This is a genomic window from Ruegeria sp. G10 (genome assembly GCF_056533645.1).
This window is the reverse complement of sequence record NZ_JBQFOQ010000010.1, coordinates 1-17303: the sequence shown is the minus strand read 5'-3', so window position 1 is coordinate 17303 and position 17303 is coordinate 1. Positions and strand designations below refer to the sequence as shown.

Here is a 17303-nt window from a genome sequence, read left to right as displayed (position 1 = left end):
GGGGATGGGGGCTTTTTCAGCCCCCATTTTTCGGTCAGCTTATCGCGACCGCTTTGATATCTTCGTCGATGAAGGGCAGATACTGTTCGAAGTTTTCCGCGAACATCTTCACCAGTTTTTCGGCCTGTTTGTCGAACGCTGTCTGGTCATCCCAGGTGCGGCGCGGGTCAAGCAGGACTTCGGGTACTCCGGGCACCGAGACGGGCACGTCAAATCCGAAATTCGCGTCCTTGCGGTATTCCGCATCGGCCAGCGACCCTTCCAGCGCGGCGGTCAGCAGCGCGCGGGTGGCCTTGATCGGCATACGGCTGCCCACCCCATAAGCACCGCCTGTCCAGCCGGTGTTAACCAGCCAGCAGGTCGCGCCATGCTGGGCGATCTTGTCGCGCAGCAGGTTGCCATAGGCCTCGGGGCGGCGCGGCATGAAGGGCGCCCCAAAGCAGGTCGAGAAGGTCGGCTGAGGCTCGGTCACGCCGCGCTCGGTCCCGGCCACTTTGGACGTAAAGCCCGACAGAAAGTGATACATCGCCTGCGCCGGTGTCAGCCGCGCAATCGGAGGGAGCACGCCAAAAGCATCGCAGGTCAGCATGATGATGTTCTTCGGGTGCCCGCCCAAGGCCGACTTCGATGCGTTCGAGATGTATTCCAACGGATAGGCGCAACGCATGTTGGCCGTCAGCGAGTCATCCTTGAAATCCAGCTCTTTCGTTTCTGGATCAAAGACCATGTTTTCGATGACGGTCCCGAACTTCGAGGTGGTCGCATAGATTTCCGGCTCGGCCTCGGCGTTCAGGTTGATGGTCTTCGCGTAGCATCCCCCTTCAAAGTTGAAGGTGCCACGTTTGGACCAGCCATGTTCGTCATCTCCGATCAGAATACGCGCGGGATCGGCGGACAGCGTTGTTTTGCCGGTGCCCGACAGGCCGAAGAACACGGCGGTGTCGACAGGGTTGCCGACGGCATGGTTGGCCGAGCAATGCATCGGCATCACGCCTTTTTCCGGCAGCATGTAGTTCAGAAGCGTGAACACGGATTTCTTGTTTTCGCCCGCATATTCGGTGCCACCGATCAGGATCAGCTTGCGGTCGAAGTTCAGCGCAATCACCGTCTCGCTGCGGCAGCCATGTTTGGCCGGGTCGGCCAGAAAGCTGGGGCAGTTTATGATGGTGAAATCTGCGGTGAAATCGTCCAGATCCTCGCGATCCGGGCGGCGCAGAAGGTGGCGAATGAACAGGTTATGCCACGCCAACTCGGTCACCATGCGTACATTGATCGAATAGCTGGGATCGGCCCCGCCCACGAGGTCCTGCACGAAATAGTCGCGGCCTTTCATATGGGCCAGCATATCTTCGTACAGTGCGTCAAAGCCCTCGGGGCTCATGGCGGCGTTGTTCTCCCACCAGATGCTGTCGGCGACGCTGTCGGTTTTGACGACATGCTTGTCCTTGGGCGACCGGCCCGTGAACTTGCCGGTGGTCACCAGAAAGGCCCCGCCGTTGCCAAGGGTGCCTTCGCCGCGCTTCAGCGCCTCTTCGATCAGCGCCGGTTCCATGAAGTTGTAATAGACATTGCCCAGACCCTCGATGCCCTGATCCTCGAGGCGGAATTGCGGGTTAACCCGTCCAGATGTCATGTGTGTCTTCTCCTGTGGTGGCGCGCGGGCGATTTTGCCGGGCGGCCTAAGATTGGGGCAGATGCCGGAAACAGCCAGCGGTTGGTCGCGTCTTAACATGCAGCTTTAGGGCATGAACAGGCGGGTGCAGAAGGTTTAGCGCAACCAGCCATCAGTTTAGCGCAACCAATTTGGGGTCGCCGAAAAAGCAGGCCCCGTTCGCGCGACGATAGGGCTTTTTTGCCGCAACTGTGTGGCAACATTCTCACGGATTTCAGATACAGTTTGATTCGCGGCCTTAAAAAAGACAAAAATACCCTACTAATAAGCGGAATACCGCGTATGTGAGCAGGAATGAGGGGCCAACCCGATGTCAAAGATTGCACTGGTGGATGATGACAGAAATATTCTGACGTCCGTATCCATGACTCTCGAAGCCGAGGGCTTTGAGGTTGAGACTTATAACGATGGTCAGGCTGCGCTGGACGCTTTCAACAAAAAGCTTCCCGATATGGCCGTTCTGGATATCAAGATGCCGCGCATGGATGGCATGGACCTGCTGCAGCGTCTGCGGCAGAAGACCCAGATGCCTGTGATTTTCCTGACTTCCAAGGATGACGAGATCGACGAGGTTCTGGGCCTGCGTATGGGTGCGGATGACTATGTCAAAAAGCCGTTCTCGCAGCGTCTGCTGGTTGAACGCATCCGCGCGCTGTTGCGCCGCCAAGAGGCGGTCGACGGTGATGCAGGCAGCGTCGCGACCGGTGATACCAAAGTGATGGAGCGCGGCGATCTGCGGATGGACCCGCTGCGCCATGCGGTCAGCTGGAAGGGCAACGATGTGTCGCTGACCGTGACGGAATTTCTGTTGCTGCAGGCACTGGCGCAGCGCCCCGGCTTTGTAAAAAGCCGTGATCAACTGATGGATGTGGCTTATGATGATCAGGTCTATGTGGATGACCGGACCATCGACAGCCATATCAAGCGTTTGCGCAAAAAGATGCGCGCCGCTGATCCCGAGTTCTCGGCCATCGAAACGCTTTATGGCATCGGGTATCGGTATAACGAAGAATAGGCGCGGCCGTTTTTAAGGGGTAAAAGGGTCTCGTGCGCGATACTGAACACGCCAATCAAGTGCGCGACGCAGATGTCGTGCTTGGGGATGACTGGGTTATCCCCCAGGACCCCGAGGCTGCGGAGCTGAGTGCCAAACGCTCGCGCCGCAACCTTTTTACTTTGCGCCATTCGCCCTTGGCGCGTCGGATCATCACGTTCAATCTGATCGCTTTGGTCATTCTGGTTGCAGGACTTCTGTATCTGGACGATTCCCGCAAACAAAGGGTGCAGCAGACGGCCCTCAATCTGGTCGGTGACGCGCAGCTTGTCAGCAACGTTTTCGAAACCCAATTGCGCCAGCCCGTGCCGGGCGGTGCCGCAGTGCTGGATGTACGCGATACGCTGGCTGGACTGAGCCTTCCCGAAGGCGGCGAGGTATTTGTCTATGACGGATCAGGTACGCTGATCGGCTGGACACGCGGCGCATCGGCCAGCGCGGAACTTCCCAATCTCCTACGCCAAAACGCAGACAGTTCGACCGGTAGCACGCTGATCAGTGACGCGCTGAATGCGGTCTGGACCGGTATTTCTTCAGTGTTCAGCGGCACAGCCGAGGTCGATCCGCCCACCCTGGCGCAGCGGGTTCAAGAGATGATCCCGCAAGCGCTTGATGGCGGGATGCAGGTTCAGGCGGTTAAGGACGCTATGGGCCAGACCGTGATCGTTGCTGTGGCTCCGATCTTGCTCGACAATGCGCCGGTGGGTGCTGTCGCGATGGCTGGTCCGGCGGGTGAAGTCGATGCGTTGGCCCGCAAAGAGCAGGAGCGCATTCTGCAGATGTTCGTCGTTGCCCTTCTGGTTTCCATCGGTCTGAGCCTTGTTCTGGCGTCGACCATCGCCAACCCTCTGGCCGATCTGGCCTCAGCTGCCGAAATGGGCAAGGACCGCGGCGCCGGGGTCAATCCCGGCCGCATTCGCATCCCCGACCTCAGTGCCCGACCGGACGAGATCGGCCGCCTCAGCCAGGCTTTGCGGGGAATGGTGAACGCTCTCTATAACCGCATCGACGCCAATGAACAGTTCGCCGCAGATGTGGCGCATGAGATCAAGAACCCTCTGGCCAGCCTGCAATCTGCTGTCGGTACCATGCGCATGGTAAAGCGCGACGATCAGCGGGAAAAGCTGCTTGGTGTGATCGAACATGACGTCCGGCGGCTTGATCGGCTGGTCAGCGATATCTCGAATGCCTCACGTCTGGATGCGGAGCTTGTCAAAGAGGAAGAGCAACCCTTCGATCTGCTGAATCTGCTGAACAATATTGGTCAGTACCTGGGGGAAGAGGCCCGATCCAAAGGCGTTGATTACATCACCGATCTGCCATCTGACCCAATCGTGGTCAACGGGCTTGAGGCGCGTCTGGCGCAAGTGTTCGTCAATCTGATCACCAACGCGATCTCTTTCTGCGAAGACAAGGATGCGATCCGCGTCTGGGTGCGCCGCCGCGACAATCGTGTGCTTATTGTGGTCGAAGATACAGGCCCCGGTATCCCGGATCAGGCGCTGACCAAAATATTCAAGCGCTTCTATTCTGAACGCCCCGAGGAGCATTTCGGCAATAACTCGGGTCTTGGTCTGGCGATCTCGAAACAAATCGTCGAGGCCCACGGCGGTGTGATCTGGGCCGAGAACATCCGCCCGACCGAAGCGGACATCACCTCGGAGCCGCTGGGCGCGCGGTTTGTGGTCGGGTTGCCAGTCTAGGTTATGGGCGGGGCGCTTTTCTCGGACATTGCAGAAAAGGACAAGGCGACTGTCCACGCATCCTGCGTGGCAGTATGTGATGCGGGCCTGCTGATCGCCGGGGCCTCCGGAGCCGGAAAATCTGCGCTGGCGCTTCAGATGATGGCGCTGGGTGCGCAGCTGGTGGCAGACGACAGGGTCGAGCTTGCCACCCATGACGCACAGGTCTTCGCGACACCGGCCCTACATCTGCAGGGTCTGATCGAAGCACGGGGTATCGGCCTCTTGCAAGCCGAGGCGGCCGGGGCCGTGAGACTGTCCTATGTGGTGGATCTGGATCATGCCGAACCCTCTCGCCTGCCGGAACCCGTGAATGTGAGAATGCTGGGGCAAACTGTTCCCTTGCTTCGCGCCGCCAACGTGCCCAACTTACCCGCAGCACTGCTGCAACTTCTGAAACTGGGACGCGTGAGCCCCGAATGGCCGAACACATGACTGCGCAACGTCGCACCGTATTGGTAACCGGGCCTTCGGGCGCGGGCCGGTCCACCGCGATCCACGTTCTCGAAGATCTTGGGTTCGAGGCCATCGACAACCTGCCAATGGGTCTGCTGTCGCGGCTTATGGACAGCTCTGCACCGGGCAGCCCGATGGCATTGGGAATCGATGCGCGCAACCGCGATTTCTCGACCATCGGGTTCATCGAATTGGCGGCGAAACTGGGACGGATGGAGCAGGTTGATCTGACAGTCCTATATCTGGACTGCAGTGATGAAGTCTTGCTGCGCCGGTTCTCTGAAACCCGCCGCCGCCATCCGGTTGCCGCCGACGCAAGCCCGGAAACAGGCGTCACGCAGGAAAAAGAGCTGTTGGCACCGATCCGGGAAATCGCTGACACGCTGATCGACACCACCGCGCTGAACGTTCACCAGTTGCGCGAAGAGGTCGAGCGCTGGTTCGCCCCCGAAGGTGGGCGGCATTTGGCCGTGTCTATCGAGTCGTTCTCGTATAAACGCGGCCTGCCGCGAGGTTTGGACATGGTGTTTGACTGCCGGTTTCTGGCCAACCCCTACTGGCGGCCCGAATTGCGCGCTGCAGACGGTCGAAACGCTGACGTTGCGGCCTATGTACAGTCAGATATGAACTATCGCGCCTTCTTTGATCGGGTCGTGGACCTGCTGGTTGAACTGCTTCCGGCCTTTCAGGCCGAAGGCAAGGCACATCTGTCCGTCGCCTTCGGCTGCACCGGAGGCCAGCATCGGTCGGTCGCTGTGTCCGAAGCGGTTGCGAAGGCCCTTGCGGAGGCGGGCCAGCAGGTGTCAATTAGGCACCGCGAAATGGAACGTCGTTCGTTGAATGTGAGGCCGGGTTGATCGGGATCGTAATTGTTGCACATGGCGGGTTGGCACAGGAATATCTGGCCGCCACGCAGCATGTGGTTGGAACACAGCCCGGGCTGATCGCCATCCCGATCGAGGCCGATCACGACCGTGAAGCAAAGCAGAATGAAATCTGCAGCGCCGCAGACGAGGTTGATCAGGGTGATGGCGTGGTCGTCGTGACCGACCTGTTTGGCGGGAGCCCGTCGAATCTCAGTCTGCGGGCCTGCGCGCCGCAGGATCGGCGAATCCTTTATGGGGCCAACCTGCCTATGCTGATCAAACTGGCCAAAAGTCGCCACCTGCCACTGGCCGAGGCCGTCCGTTTGGCGCTGGAAGCTGGACGAAAATACATCAATGCGCAAAATGTGACGCTGGATTGATACCGGATAGATTCATATGACTACCAAGAGTTTGAAAATCATAAATGAAAAGGGCCTGCACGCCCGCGCCTCGGCCAAGCTGGTCGAGGTGGTCGAAGGCTTCGACGCCCGGGCCGAAGTATCGCGCGACGGACTTTCTGCCTCGGGTGATAGCATCATGGGTCTTTTGATGTTGGCAGCGTCGCGCGGAACCACTATTGACGTCGAGACGTCCGGCCCGGATGCTGAGGCGTTGGCAGAAGCGTTGGAGACTTTGGTGAACGACAAGTTCGGTGAAGGGTTCTGACGACCGCGACACCAAGGACAGAAAGACCAGGCAATTGGCGGAAACCACGCACGATACCAAGACCGGTCCGGTGGTGGATCACGACACCGATCACGGCGAGATCTATGATCGCAGGACACTGACCTACGCCAACTCGTTCGACGATGCCTGGACCTCGACCGCGATCCGCGCCATCGAATGGTGCACCGGCAAGCTGACCATCCTGCGCATGGTCAACAAGTTCGAGAAGCAGAACGAACATTATCGCGGCCAGAAATTCTGGGGCGGTGCGCTCAAGACCATGGGCATCGACCTGACAACCCCGGCCGAGCAGATCGCGCGTATTCCAAAAGACGGCCCGGTGGTCGTGGTTGCCAACCATCCACATGGCATGGTCGATGGCATGATCTTCGCCGAGCTTATCGGCCGGGTCCGCAGCGACTATCGCATTCTGACCCGCTCGGTCCTGACCGGCCTGGATGAGGCCGCGACCTCGTTCATGATCCCCGTGCCCTTCCCGCATGACCCAGAAGCGCAAGCCAAAATGCTGGAAATGCGCAGCAAAGCGATGAAACATCTCGCCGATGGCGGCGTCGTGGCCCTGTTCCCTTCGGGCGTGGTGATGTCCTCGGACAGTTGGTTCGGCCCGGCAATCGAGCGGGAATGGAACGTCTTCACCGCCAAGATGATCCGTCGCTCGGGTGCCAAAGTCGTGCCGATCTTCTTCCCGGGCCGCAATTCGCGCTGGTACCAGATCGCCAACCAGATTTCGCCAATACTGCGTCAGGGTCTGCTGCTGCACGAAATCGTCCGCTCCTGCAACAAACCACAATCTCCGGTAATCGGAGACCCGATATCGGACGAGGATATGGCGCTGCTGGAACGCGACCCCCGCGGGTTCATGGCTTGGCTCCGCGACCACACCATGGCCCTGGGCAAAACCTGATCCAGATCTTCATCTGGCCATAAATATCCCGGGAGTGAATTGAGCCAAAGGCTCAAGAGAGGGCTGGCCCTCTCAATTTCCTAACGTGTCGGCACCGGAACCTCGCCCCGATAATCGTAAAACCCGCGCTCGGTCTTACGCCCCAGCCATCCGGCCTCGACATATTTCGTCAACAGGGGGCAGGGGCGGTACTTGGTATCTGCCAAACCGTCATGCAGCACGTTCATGATCGCCAGACACGTATCCAGGCCGATGAAGTCCGCCAGTTCCAGCGGCCCCATGGGATGATTAGCCCCCAGCTTCATCGACTGGTCGATCGATTGCACATTCCCGACGCCTTCATAAAGCGTATAAACCGCCTCATTGATCATCGGCATCAGAATGCGGTTGACGATAAAGGCCGGGAAATCTTCCGCACTGGCCGCCGTCTTGCCCAAGCGATCCACAACCGCCTTGCAGGCGTTGAACGTCGCTTCGTCGGTGGCGATGCCACGGATCAGTTCTACCAGTTGCATCACCGGCACCGGGTTCATGAAGTGGAACCCCATGAACCGCTCGGGCCGGTCGGTGCGGCTGGCCAGACGGGTGATCGAAATCGACGAGGTGTTCGAGGTCAGAATCGTGTGTGGCTGCAGATGCGGTAGAAGGTCTTCGAAAATCGCCTGCTTGACAGTTTCCCGCTCGGTCGCGGCCTCGATCACCAGATCTGTCTGACCAATGTCCGGCAGGTTCAGTGTCGTCGTGATCCGCCCCAGCGCGGCCTGCAATGCCGCATCGGAAATCTTCCCGCGCGAAGCCTGCCGGGCAAGATTGGCCTCAATCGTTGCCATCGCGCCATCCAGTGCCTCCTGGCTGACGTCATTGAGCAGGACATCATAGTCCGCCAAGGCCATGACATGAGCGATCCCGTTGCCCATCTGTCCGGCGCCGATCACTCCGACTGATTTTACATCCATGTTCTGGTGCCTTTGCTCGCAGGTTATGGGCGACATTATCGGCAGTTGCGGGTGGGCGGCAAGGGGATCGGACCGGTCAAATTCGCTTCAAATGCGCGCATTAGGGTTTTCTCAAGACCTGCGGCACCAAGATGGCAGCGGGTGAAAATTTGGGTGAGTGTGATGAGCTATCAATCGAGCAGCGGGGGTGATGCCGCTGAATTGACGTGCAGCTATGGTGCGTCGAAACTGCGTTTCCGGGGGCCAGAGCGGGCGTTGACCCGGCCTTACATTGCCTGCGTCGGGGGCGCTGAGACCTTTGGCCGATTCGTCGAACGTCCTTTTCCCGCGATCCTGCAGGGGCGGATTGGCCGTCGATGCATCAACTTTGGCGACCTCTTTTGTGGGGCAGAGGCGTTGGTGCAGGACGAAGGCCTGATCGACCTTGTCAACAGGGCTGCGCTCTGCGTTTTGCAATTGCCGGATCTGGGTGGGCAGTCCAACCGCTTCTATCGCGTCCACCCCCGCCGCAATGACCGTTTCGTGGCCCCGACGCCCGAGCTGACAGCGCTCTATGACGACGAGGACTTCACTGATATCCACTTCGTCGGCCATCTTCTGGCGCGTCTGCAGGCGCATTCGGATGGTCGTTTTGATGAAATCCGGCGCGCGTTGCAGCAAAGCTGGATCGAGCATCTTCAGACAGTTCTATCGCGGATAACATGCCCCGTGGTGGTTCTGGCGCTTGATCTGGACGCCCGATTGACCATTGAGCCATTCATGCTCAGCGCGCTGAAACCCTTTTGCGCTAAGATTGTCCCCCTGCAGGCGCACGTTTCGGGCATGTCTGATGATCTGGAGGATGTGCTGTTTGGGACGCTGCAACAGCCCATGGCCGAGCATATGATTGGTCCCGCCACACACCGCCGGATTGCGGAAGTTTTGTCCGGCACAATTCAGGATCTTGACCTGTAATGGAAAAGGCCCGCCAATGGCGGGCCTTGCAAGATTTTTCGGCGAAAAATCTCGACCTGGGATCAGCCGAGTTTCTCGGTCAATTCCGGCACGGCCTGGAACAGGTCAGCGACCAGACCGAAATCAGCGACCTGGAAGATCGGCGCTTCTTCGTCTTTGTTGATTGCCACGATGACCTTCGAGTCTTTCATACCCGCGAGGTGCTGGATCGCGCCCGAGATGCCGACAGCGACATACAGGTCCGGCGCAACAACCTTACCGGTCTGACCCACCTGCCAGTCGTTCGGGGCATAGCCCGAGTCAACGGCGGCACGAGACGCGCCAACGGCGGCGCCCAGCTTGTCGGCGAGGGTTTCGATCAGCTTGAAGTCTTCTTCCGAACCGACACCACGGCCGCCCGAAACAACAACGCCAGCCGAGGTCAGCTCGGGACGATCGCTTTCGGCCACCTTGTCCTCGACCCATTCCGACAGGCCTTCGGACCCCGGAACTGAGATGGTTTCGACCGGGGCCGAGCCGCCTTCGCCCGCTGCATCGAAGCTGGCGGTCCGCAGGGTGACAACCTTCTTGGCGTCATTCGATTTCACGGTCTGGATCGCGTTGCCCGCATAGATCGGACGCTCGAAGGTCGAACCGTCAACCACGCCGGACGCATCCGAGATCACCATGACGTCCAGCAGCGCGGCCACGCGCGGCATGACGTTCTTGGCGTCGGTGGTGGCGGGGGCAACGATATGCTCGTACCCGTCAGCCAGCGACACGATCAGGGCCGCTGTCGATTCCGCCAGACGATGACCCAGCGAGGCATCCTCAGCCACCAGAACCTTGGACACACCGTCGATCTTGGCGGCGGCCTCACCGGCAGCAGCGGCCGAGCCACCCGCAGCCAGAACGGTCACGTCGCCCAGAGCTTTTGCAGCGTTGACAGCCTTGGCGGTAGCGTCCAGCGACAGCTCGCCATTGTTGACTTCAGCCAGAAGAAGAACAGCCATTACACAGCCCCCGCTTCTTTGAGTTTCCCGACCAGCTCGTCGACCGAGCCTACGACGATACCGGCAGCGCGCGCGGGCGGCTCGTCGGTTTTGACGATTTCCAGACGCGGGGTGACGTCGACGCCATAATCGGCGGCGGTTTTCTCATCCAGCGGCTTTTTCTTCGCCTTCATGATGTTGGGCAGCGACGCATAGCGCGGCTCGTTCAGGCGCAGGTCAACAGTCACGATGGTTGGCATCTTGACGTTGATGGTCTGCAGACCGCCGTCAACCTCACGGGTGATCTTGGCGGTGTCGCCTTCGATGTCCAGCTCGGACGCGAAGGTGCCTTGCGACCAGCCCAGCAGGGCCGACAGCATCTGGCCGGTGGCGTTCATATCGTTGTCGATCGCCTGTTTGCCCGCCAGAACGATGCCCGGCTGCTCTTCCTCGACCACTTTGGCCAGGATTTTGGCAACGGCCAGAGGCTCGATATCGGTGTGCACGTCGTCGGCTGCAACAACCAGAATGGCGCGATCTGCACCCATGGCCAGCGCAGTGCGCAGCGTTTCCTGCGACTGCTTCACGCCGATGGAAACAGCAACGACTTCGTCGGCTTTGCCTGCTTCTTTCAGGCGGATCGCCTCTTCAACCGCAATCTCGTCGAACGGGTTCATCGACATTTTTACATTGGCGAGATCAACACCGCTGCCGTCCGCTTTGACGCGAACTTTCACGTTGTAGTCGATCACGCGCTTGACAGGCACAAGTACCTTCATTTTTGCGTAAGCTCCTTACAAAAACGGCAAGCCGCGAGGCGACTCCACCAATGCTCTCGCTGGCCTAGATAGCGAGTCGTGATGCCCGGCAACAGAGCAAAATCGTCACGTCATGGTTTCGGGACGTCGCGTTTTGTCATTTTTTCGACAGGAAACGAAATTTTATTTCCGCCGGGCGTGCAGATCAGCGGTTCGCGCCCGGAATCCACAGGACATCGTCACGCCCGTCGTTGTTGGCGCAGCGCGCGGCGACAAAGAACCAGTCGCTGAGACGATTGAGGTATTTCACCGCAACGTCGTTCACCGGCTCCATGTTGGTCAGTTCCACAGCCAGCCGCTCGGCCCGGCGCGAGACGGTACGGCACACGTGCAAATGCGCCGCCAGTCGAGAGCCTCCGGGCAGGATGAAACTGCGCAGCGGTTCCAGTGTTTCGTTCATGGCGTCGATCTCGGCCTCAAGTCGGTCAATCTGGGCAGGCACGATGCGCAAAGGGGTGTATTCCGCCTCGGCATCCTTATCCATGTCGGGGCGGCAGAAATCTGCGCCCAGATCGAACAGGTCATTCTGGATGCGCGAGAGGGCGGCTTCGACCTCACCCTCGGCCTCGGTACGCGCAACGCCGACGAACGAGTTCAGCTCGTCCACGGTGCCATAGGCTGCTACGCGACCCGAGTATTTGGCGACGCGTTCACCGTTGCCGAGCGCGGTTTTGCCATCATCGCCGGTGCGCGTGTAAATCTTGTTGAGAACGACCATCTGTTAAACTCCCTGTCCGCGCAGATAGACGTAGAGCACGATCAGCAGTACGGCAATAAACTGAAACAGGATGCGCAGGCGCATCATCTTGTTGCTTCTCATCGCGGCGTCTTTTCCGGGTTTTCCGAAATTGGCAATGCCCATTACCAGCACAGCGACGACCGCCGCCATGGCCAGAAGCAATACGACCATCAACAGGTCCATAACGTCACCGTCCGTCTTTTGTTTCGTTGCGCCTGATGTAGCCCTAAACCAAGCAAAAGCGAACGGGTAATTTCGCCTCAGATATCCGACAGGATGCGGTCGATGGCGCGGGTCGGAAGAATGCGGCGCAGATAACCGGCGATATAGGTCGGGGTCGTGACATAGTACCGGGCGCGGGGCCGGCGGGATTCGACCGCATGGGCCAGCTTTGCGGTCACAGCCGAGGCGGGGAGTTCGTACTTGTCGGGGCCAGAGGATTCGTACAAGCGCTTCAGCAGCGCGCTTTCATACCGCTGACGCAGGGCCGAGTTTTGCCAATCCACAAAGCGTTCGAAAACAGGGATGGAGTTTTCGCGGATTTTCGAGGTGATCGGGCCGGGTTCGATCAGAATGACCTTGATATTGGTGTCTCGCAGTTCCAGCCGTAGCGTATCAGACAGCCCCTCGATTGCGTATTTGGTGGCCACATAGGCACCGCGCCATGGAAACGCGACCAGCCCCAGAACCGAAGAATTCTGCACGATCCGCCCGTGCCCTTGTGCCCGCATCACCGGAATCACCTGACGGGTCAGTTCGTGCCAGCCAAAGACATTGGTTTCAAAGATAAGCCGCAAGCCGTCGGTGGGAACATCCTCGACCGCGCCGGGCAGGCCGTGGGCACCGTTGTTGAATAGGGCGTCCAGTGTGCCGCCCGTTGCTGCAAGCACCTGTTGCAGGCCTGATGTGATGCTGTCTGCATCGGTGTAGTCGATCAGCGGGCTGTCAAACCCCTGCGCGCGCAATCGATCACAGTCGCGCTGCTGACGGCAGGACGCAAAGACACTCCAACCGCGCGCCCGCATTCCATGCGCCGCGTCCAGACCGATGCCGGATGAGCAGCCTGTGATCAGAATCGATTTCTGCATATCGTCCCCACCTGTGTGCCTCGCCCATAGCTATGGCGTGGTTCTGGTCAGGACAATGACACAGTTGCGTCAGTTTGTTGGCTTTCGAACCAGCGATGAGGCGATCCAGCCCACTCTCTGTTCAGGGAAAAGGCGAAGGCGTAGCCAGCCCGTGCCGGACTCGCCCAGAACCTCGACCCGCTGCCCGATCACCGCCTTGGCAATGATGGGATAGATCGTGCCGGGACCATCGCGCATGTTCACGCGGGTGCCGGCAATCTCGCGGACGTCCTTTTCCGGCTCGATCACCTGCTGCACGGGCGTGGCGTCATCCTGAACATCGGGCGCCACCTGGCTGAGCCCGGCAAGTCCTTCCTCGAGTGAGGCCAGCGTAAAACTTGCGCCTTGATCGTCGAAGGCGGTCGGCTGCGACAGCGTATCAGCCGCAGCCTGCGTCAAGACAACCACCGCTTCATTCTCTTCGGTTTGGGGTTCCGGCTGAACGCGCGCCTGCACCGGGCGCGCGGCGACATTGGTTACAAGCTCTTGGGCCTGCGAGCTCTGAATCGGATCAGGTTTTGCGGCAACGCGTATGGGTTGCTCTGCGCGGGTGCCGCGTGGTTCGAAATCCGGCCCCCCGCTCATGACATAAAAGCTCCAGCCGAGCATGGCAAAAGTGATGATAATAACGCGCGTCATGGCGCACCCCCTGGCAATCGTAACAACAATAAAAGGCAGCAGACTTAATAATTGAGAGCTTATCATAATTCCGGGCCCGAGTCGAAAACATGGGGGAAAACCGGTACTTGCCTCCCCCTGTTGCAAAAAGCCCGACTTGTCCCCAGCAAAATATGCGCCGATTGCTTTACCCGCGCGCGGTTGCGTTGTACCACATCATGTATGAACGACACGATCGACGACCCCAACATGGAGGCCCCCGAGAACGGGGGCGAGGTAGCCGAACCGCTGCGCCGCGCGATTGGTGAGCGCTATCTAACCTATGCGCTGTCCACCATCATGCACCGCGCTTTGCCCGATGCGCGCGATGGGTTGAAGCCGGTTCACCGGCGAATCCTCTATGCGATGCGCGAGTTGCGACTGAGTGCGACAGGGGGATTCCGTAAGTCGGCGAAAATCTCGGGTGACGTGATGGGCAACTATCACCCGCATGGTGATGCCGCGATTTACGACGCGATGGCGCGTCTGGCGCAGGACTTCAACGTGCGCTATCCGCTGGTCGACGGGCAGGGGAATTTCGGCAATATCGACGGCGACAACCCGGCGGCCTCGCGATACACCGAGGCGCGGATGACCATCGTGGCCGAGGCGCTGCTTGAGGGTCTGAACGAAGACGCCGTCGATTTCCGCGACAATTATGATGGCACGCTGACCGAGCCGGTCGTGCTGCCTGCGCAATTCCCGAACCTGTTGGCCAATGGGGCCAGTGGTATCGCTGTGGGGATGGCGACCAACATTCCGCCGCATAATATCTCAGAGCTTTGCGATGCCTGTCTGCATCTGATCAAAACGCCCGACGCGCGCGACGACACGCTGTTAAACTATGTGCCCGGCCCGGACTTCCCGACCGGCGGCGTGATCGTCGAGCCGCCCGAGAACATCGCGCAGGCCTATCGCACCGGGCGGGGGTCCTTCCGCCTGCGCTGCAAATTCGAGGTTGAGGATCTGGGCCGTGGCCAATGGCAGATCGTGGTCACCGAGATCCCCTATCAGGTTCAGAAATCCAAGCTGATCGAAAAGATCGCGGAACTGATCCAGACCAAGAAAATCCCGATCCTAGCGGATGTGCGCGACGAATCCGCTGACGACATCCGCCTGATCCTCGAACCGCGCTCCAAGAATGTGGACCCCGAGGTGCTGATGGGCATGCTCTATCGCAACTCGGACCTTGAGGTGCGGTTCAGCCTGAACATGAACGTGCTGATCGATGGTGTAACGCCGAAAGTGTGTTCGATGAAGGAAGTGCTGCGCGCCTTTCTCGATCACCGGCAAGAGGTTCTGATCCGCCGCTCGCGTCACCGTCTGGGCAAGATCGACCACCGGCTTGAGGTGTTGGAGGGATTTATTGTCGCCTTCCTCAACCTCGACCGCGTGATCGACATCATCCGCTATGACGACGACCCCAAAGCCGCGCTGATGCGCGAGGATTGGGGCATCGATCACGTCCGCGCGACCAGCGAGGCCGACTACGTCTCGCCCAAGCCGGGTGAGGGCGAACTGTCCGAGGTTCAGGTCGATGCTATCCTCAACATGCGCCTGCGCAGTTTGCGCCGTCTGGAAGAGATGGAGCTGGTACGCGAGCGCGACGCGTTGATGGAGGAGCGCGCCAACCTCGAAGACCTGCTGGCTGACCCGGCCTTGCAATGGGCCAAGATTGCCGAGCAGTTGAGAGAGACCAAAAAGACCTTCGGCAAAGATTATGAAGGCGGCGCGCGCCGGACGCGGTTTGCTGAGGCCGGGCAGGTCGAGGAAGTCCCGCTTGAGGCGATGATCGACAAGGAACCGATCACGGTGGTCTGTTCTAAGATGGGCTGGATTCGCGCCATGACGGGCCATATCGACCTGAAGCGTGAGCTGAAGTTCAAGGACGGCGACGGCCCGCGCTTTATCTTCCATGCGGAAACCACAGATCGGTTGCTGGTCTTTGCCTCGAACGGGCGCTTCTACACGGTCAGCGCCACCAATCTACCCGGCGGGCGTGGGATGGGCGAACCGCTGCGCCTGATGGTCGACTTGCCGAATGAGGCGCAGATCATCGACATCCTGATCCACAAGCCGGGGCGCAAGCTGCTTGTCGCCTCGGACGCGGGCAACGGTTTCATGGTGCCCGAGGATGACGTGCTGGCCCAGACTCGTAACGGCAAGCAGGTGCTGAACGTTAAGGGCGACGAGACGGCGATGATCTGTAAACCCGTCGAGGGTGACCACGTGGCTGTCGTTTCGCAGAACGGAAAGTTCCTCGTCTTCCCGACCGAAGAGTTGCCCGAGATGACCCGAGGCAAAGGCGTGCGCTTACAGAAATACAATATGGCACGCGGGCGTCAGGGCACGCTGGAACTGGATGGCGGCCTGTCCGACATCACTACCTTCAACTGGGAAGAGGGCCTGAAATGGTCTATGGGCGGCGACAAAACCCGGCATGAGGCGGATATGTCCCAATGGCTGGCCAAACGCGCAGGCGTTGGCAAAAAGGCCCCCTATGGCTTCCCGCGCGACTATAAGTTCTCGTGATCAAGCGGCCGGTTTGGTGAAAATCTGCCGATACCGCTTGGCACACCCCATATCGGTGCGCTACATCCAAAGAAAACAGGCCTATCGAGAACAAGAGACATGCTGCGCATTCTGACATTGATCACCGGGTTGGCCCTTTTGGGCGCATGTAGCCAGACGCAAGTATACGAAGAACCCGAGTCGCTGGGTGAATTCAAGCTACGCGTGAATTATGCCTTCGCCGATAAGGCGGTACAGGGGCCGGTCTCGCGGGATGCTACTCCGGACGAATGGACCGAAGCGATCCAGAACGCGGTGGATATCCGGCTTGGTCGCTATGAAGGTACGCAGGAATATGACATCGGCATCAGTCTGGAAGGCTATATGCTGGCCCCTCCGGGTATTCCGGTGATTTACAATCCCAAAAGCACTGCGATTGTTCTGGTCAATGTCTATGACGTCGAAAAGAAAGAGTTCCTGGCCAAGGGCAAGCAGTTCCAGGTGCTGGAAGACACCACCGGAGAAAGTGCGCTGGCCGGATCGGGAAATGCACGGACCAAAGAAGAGCAGATGAGCGGTTTGGCCCTGAAGGTTGCCGACCGGGTCGAGGAATGGCTTGCCGAAGAACATCAGGATGATGGCTGGTTCGACAAGCGTCCCAGCCTGATCCAGCCGCTTGAGACCAACGAGGTCACGCAAAATCCGACCTAAGGTCGTATTTCCCGCAGGATGTGCTTGATTTTCCCCTTTGAACCAAATATCTCGCGCGCGCAGATGTAACCACGGGACCAAGGGTCCCCCAAATCGCAAAAGGGCGCCTGAGGAATGGCAAAGGAAAAGTTTGAGCGTACAAAACCGCACGTCAACATCGGCACGATTGGCCACGTTGACCATGGTAAGACCACGCTGACCGCAGCAATCACCAAGTATTTCGGTGACTTCAAAGCGTATGACCAGATCGACGGTGCGCCGGAAGAGAAAGCGCGCGGCATCACCATCTCGACCGCCCACGTGGAATACGAGACCGACAACCGCCACTACGCGCACGTCGACTGCCCCGGCCACGCCGACTACGTCAAGAACATGATCACCGGTGCCGCTCAGATGGACGGCGCGATCCTGGTTGTGAACGCCGCAGACGGCCCGATGCCGCAGACCCGCGAGCACATCCTGCTGGGCCGCCAGGTTG

Annotated in this window: 19 protein-coding genes; 11 read left to right on the top strand and 8 right to left on the bottom strand. The window is 59.3% G+C overall.

The window, feature by feature from the left end; all coding sequences use genetic code 11:
* Window positions 1-34: 34 nt before the first annotated feature.
* Window positions 35-1633 carry a phosphoenolpyruvate carboxykinase gene (locus ACR0KM_RS16280; protein WP_480824627.1) on the bottom strand — a complete coding sequence of 533 codons (1599 nt, stop codon included), beginning with the start codon at window positions 1631-1633 and terminating at the stop codon, window positions 35-37.
* 349 nt (window positions 1634-1982) lie between these two features.
* Between ACR0KM_RS16280 and ACR0KM_RS16275 the strand changes: the two genes are divergently transcribed.
* Genes ACR0KM_RS16275 through ACR0KM_RS16245 form a run of 7 tightly spaced genes read left to right on the top strand, consistent with a single transcriptional unit; the run spans window position 1983 to window position 7381 of the window.
* Entirely contained in the window at window positions 1983-2687 is a 705-nt protein-coding gene (locus ACR0KM_RS16275) for a response regulator transcription factor (RefSeq protein WP_480824625.1), read from the top strand.
* A 32-nt stretch (window positions 2688-2719) separates the two neighbouring features.
* Window positions 2720-4429, top strand: a complete 1710-nt coding sequence (locus ACR0KM_RS16270; protein WP_480860319.1) for a sensor histidine kinase — start codon at window positions 2720-2722, stop codon at window positions 4427-4429.
* A 3-nt stretch (window positions 4430-4432) separates the two neighbouring features.
* Entirely contained in the window at window positions 4433-4903 is a 471-nt protein-coding gene (locus ACR0KM_RS16265) for an HPr kinase/phosphorylase (protein ID WP_480824621.1), read from the top strand.
* The gene (gene rapZ, locus ACR0KM_RS16260; RefSeq protein ID WP_480824619.1) at window positions 4900-5781 is read left to right on the top strand and encodes an RNase adapter RapZ; all 882 of its coding nucleotides are present in this window, start codon (window positions 4900-4902) and stop codon (window positions 5779-5781) included. The genes ACR0KM_RS16265 and rapZ overlap by 4 nt, the downstream gene beginning before the upstream one ends.
* Entirely contained in the window at window positions 5778-6170 is a 393-nt protein-coding gene (locus ACR0KM_RS16255; protein WP_480824617.1) for a PTS sugar transporter subunit IIA, read from the top strand. Before rapZ ends, ACR0KM_RS16255 begins: the two co-directional genes overlap by 4 nt.
* 16 nt (window positions 6171-6186) lie before the next feature.
* Entirely contained in the window at window positions 6187-6456 is a 270-nt protein-coding gene (locus ACR0KM_RS16250; protein ID WP_010437721.1) for an HPr family phosphocarrier protein, read from the top strand.
* 34 nt (window positions 6457-6490) lie between these two features.
* Window positions 6491-7381, top strand: a complete 891-nt coding sequence (locus ACR0KM_RS16245; RefSeq protein WP_480824908.1) for a lysophospholipid acyltransferase family protein — start codon at window positions 6491-6493, stop codon at window positions 7379-7381.
* An 80-nt stretch (window positions 7382-7461) separates the two neighbouring features.
* Here the strand turns inward: ACR0KM_RS16245 and ACR0KM_RS16240 are convergent, their stop codons facing one another.
* Entirely contained in the window at window positions 7462-8337 is an 876-nt protein-coding gene (locus ACR0KM_RS16240; protein WP_480860316.1) for a 3-hydroxybutyryl-CoA dehydrogenase, read from the bottom strand.
* A gap of 162 nt (window positions 8338-8499) precedes the next feature.
* Between ACR0KM_RS16240 and ACR0KM_RS16235 the strand changes: the two genes are divergently transcribed.
* A complete protein-coding gene (locus tag ACR0KM_RS16235) occupies window positions 8500-9291 on the top strand; it encodes a DUF6473 family protein (protein WP_480824613.1) in 792 nt (263 codons plus the stop codon).
* A 62-nt stretch (window positions 9292-9353) separates the two neighbouring features.
* On the opposite strand, the gene ACR0KM_RS16230 is transcribed toward ACR0KM_RS16235, so the two are convergent.
* The 6 genes from ACR0KM_RS16230 to ACR0KM_RS16205 all read right to left on the bottom strand — a co-directional run bounded on the left by ACR0KM_RS16230 (window position 9354) and on the right by ACR0KM_RS16205 (window position 13585).
* Window positions 9354-10283 (bottom strand): electron transfer flavoprotein subunit alpha/FixB family protein, encoded by a 930-nt coding sequence (locus ACR0KM_RS16230; protein ID WP_480824611.1) that lies wholly within the window; start codon window positions 10281-10283, stop codon window positions 9354-9356.
* Window positions 10283-11041, bottom strand: a complete 759-nt coding sequence (locus ACR0KM_RS16225; protein WP_480860314.1) for an electron transfer flavoprotein subunit beta/FixA family protein — start codon at window positions 11039-11041, stop codon at window positions 10283-10285. Before ACR0KM_RS16225 ends, ACR0KM_RS16230 begins: the two co-directional genes overlap by 1 nt.
* A gap of 184 nt (window positions 11042-11225) precedes the next feature.
* Window positions 11226-11798 (bottom strand): cob(I)yrinic acid a,c-diamide adenosyltransferase, encoded by a 573-nt coding sequence (locus ACR0KM_RS16220; RefSeq protein WP_480824605.1) that lies wholly within the window; start codon window positions 11796-11798, stop codon window positions 11226-11228.
* Between the two features lie 3 nt (window positions 11799-11801).
* The gene (locus ACR0KM_RS16215) at window positions 11802-12002 is read right to left on the bottom strand and encodes a twin transmembrane helix small protein (RefSeq protein ID WP_480824603.1); all 201 of its coding nucleotides are present in this window, start codon (window positions 12000-12002) and stop codon (window positions 11802-11804) included.
* 77 nt (window positions 12003-12079) lie between these two features.
* Entirely contained in the window at window positions 12080-12907 is an 828-nt protein-coding gene (locus tag ACR0KM_RS16210) for an SDR family NAD(P)-dependent oxidoreductase (protein ID WP_480860312.1), read from the bottom strand.
* A gap of 69 nt (window positions 12908-12976) precedes the next feature.
* Complete coding sequence (locus ACR0KM_RS16205) at window positions 12977-13585, bottom strand: SH3 domain-containing protein (protein ID WP_480860311.1); 609 nt, start codon at window positions 13583-13585, stop codon at window positions 12977-12979.
* A gap of 201 nt (window positions 13586-13786) precedes the next feature.
* Between ACR0KM_RS16205 and ACR0KM_RS16200 the strand changes: the two genes are divergently transcribed.
* From ACR0KM_RS16200 to ACR0KM_RS16190, 3 genes are all read left to right on the top strand, one after another.
* Window positions 13787-16135, top strand: coding sequence for a DNA topoisomerase IV subunit A (locus ACR0KM_RS16200; protein WP_480860310.1), 2349 nt, complete (start codon window positions 13787-13789; stop codon window positions 16133-16135).
* A 99-nt stretch (window positions 16136-16234) separates the two neighbouring features.
* Window positions 16235-16825 carry a hypothetical protein gene (locus ACR0KM_RS16195; RefSeq protein WP_480824595.1) on the top strand — a complete coding sequence of 197 codons (591 nt, stop codon included), beginning with the start codon at window positions 16235-16237 and terminating at the stop codon, window positions 16823-16825.
* A 114-nt stretch (window positions 16826-16939) separates the two neighbouring features.
* A partial coding sequence (locus ACR0KM_RS16190; protein WP_480865483.1) for a GTP-binding protein occupies window positions 16940-17303 on the top strand: 364 nt, incomplete at its 3' end.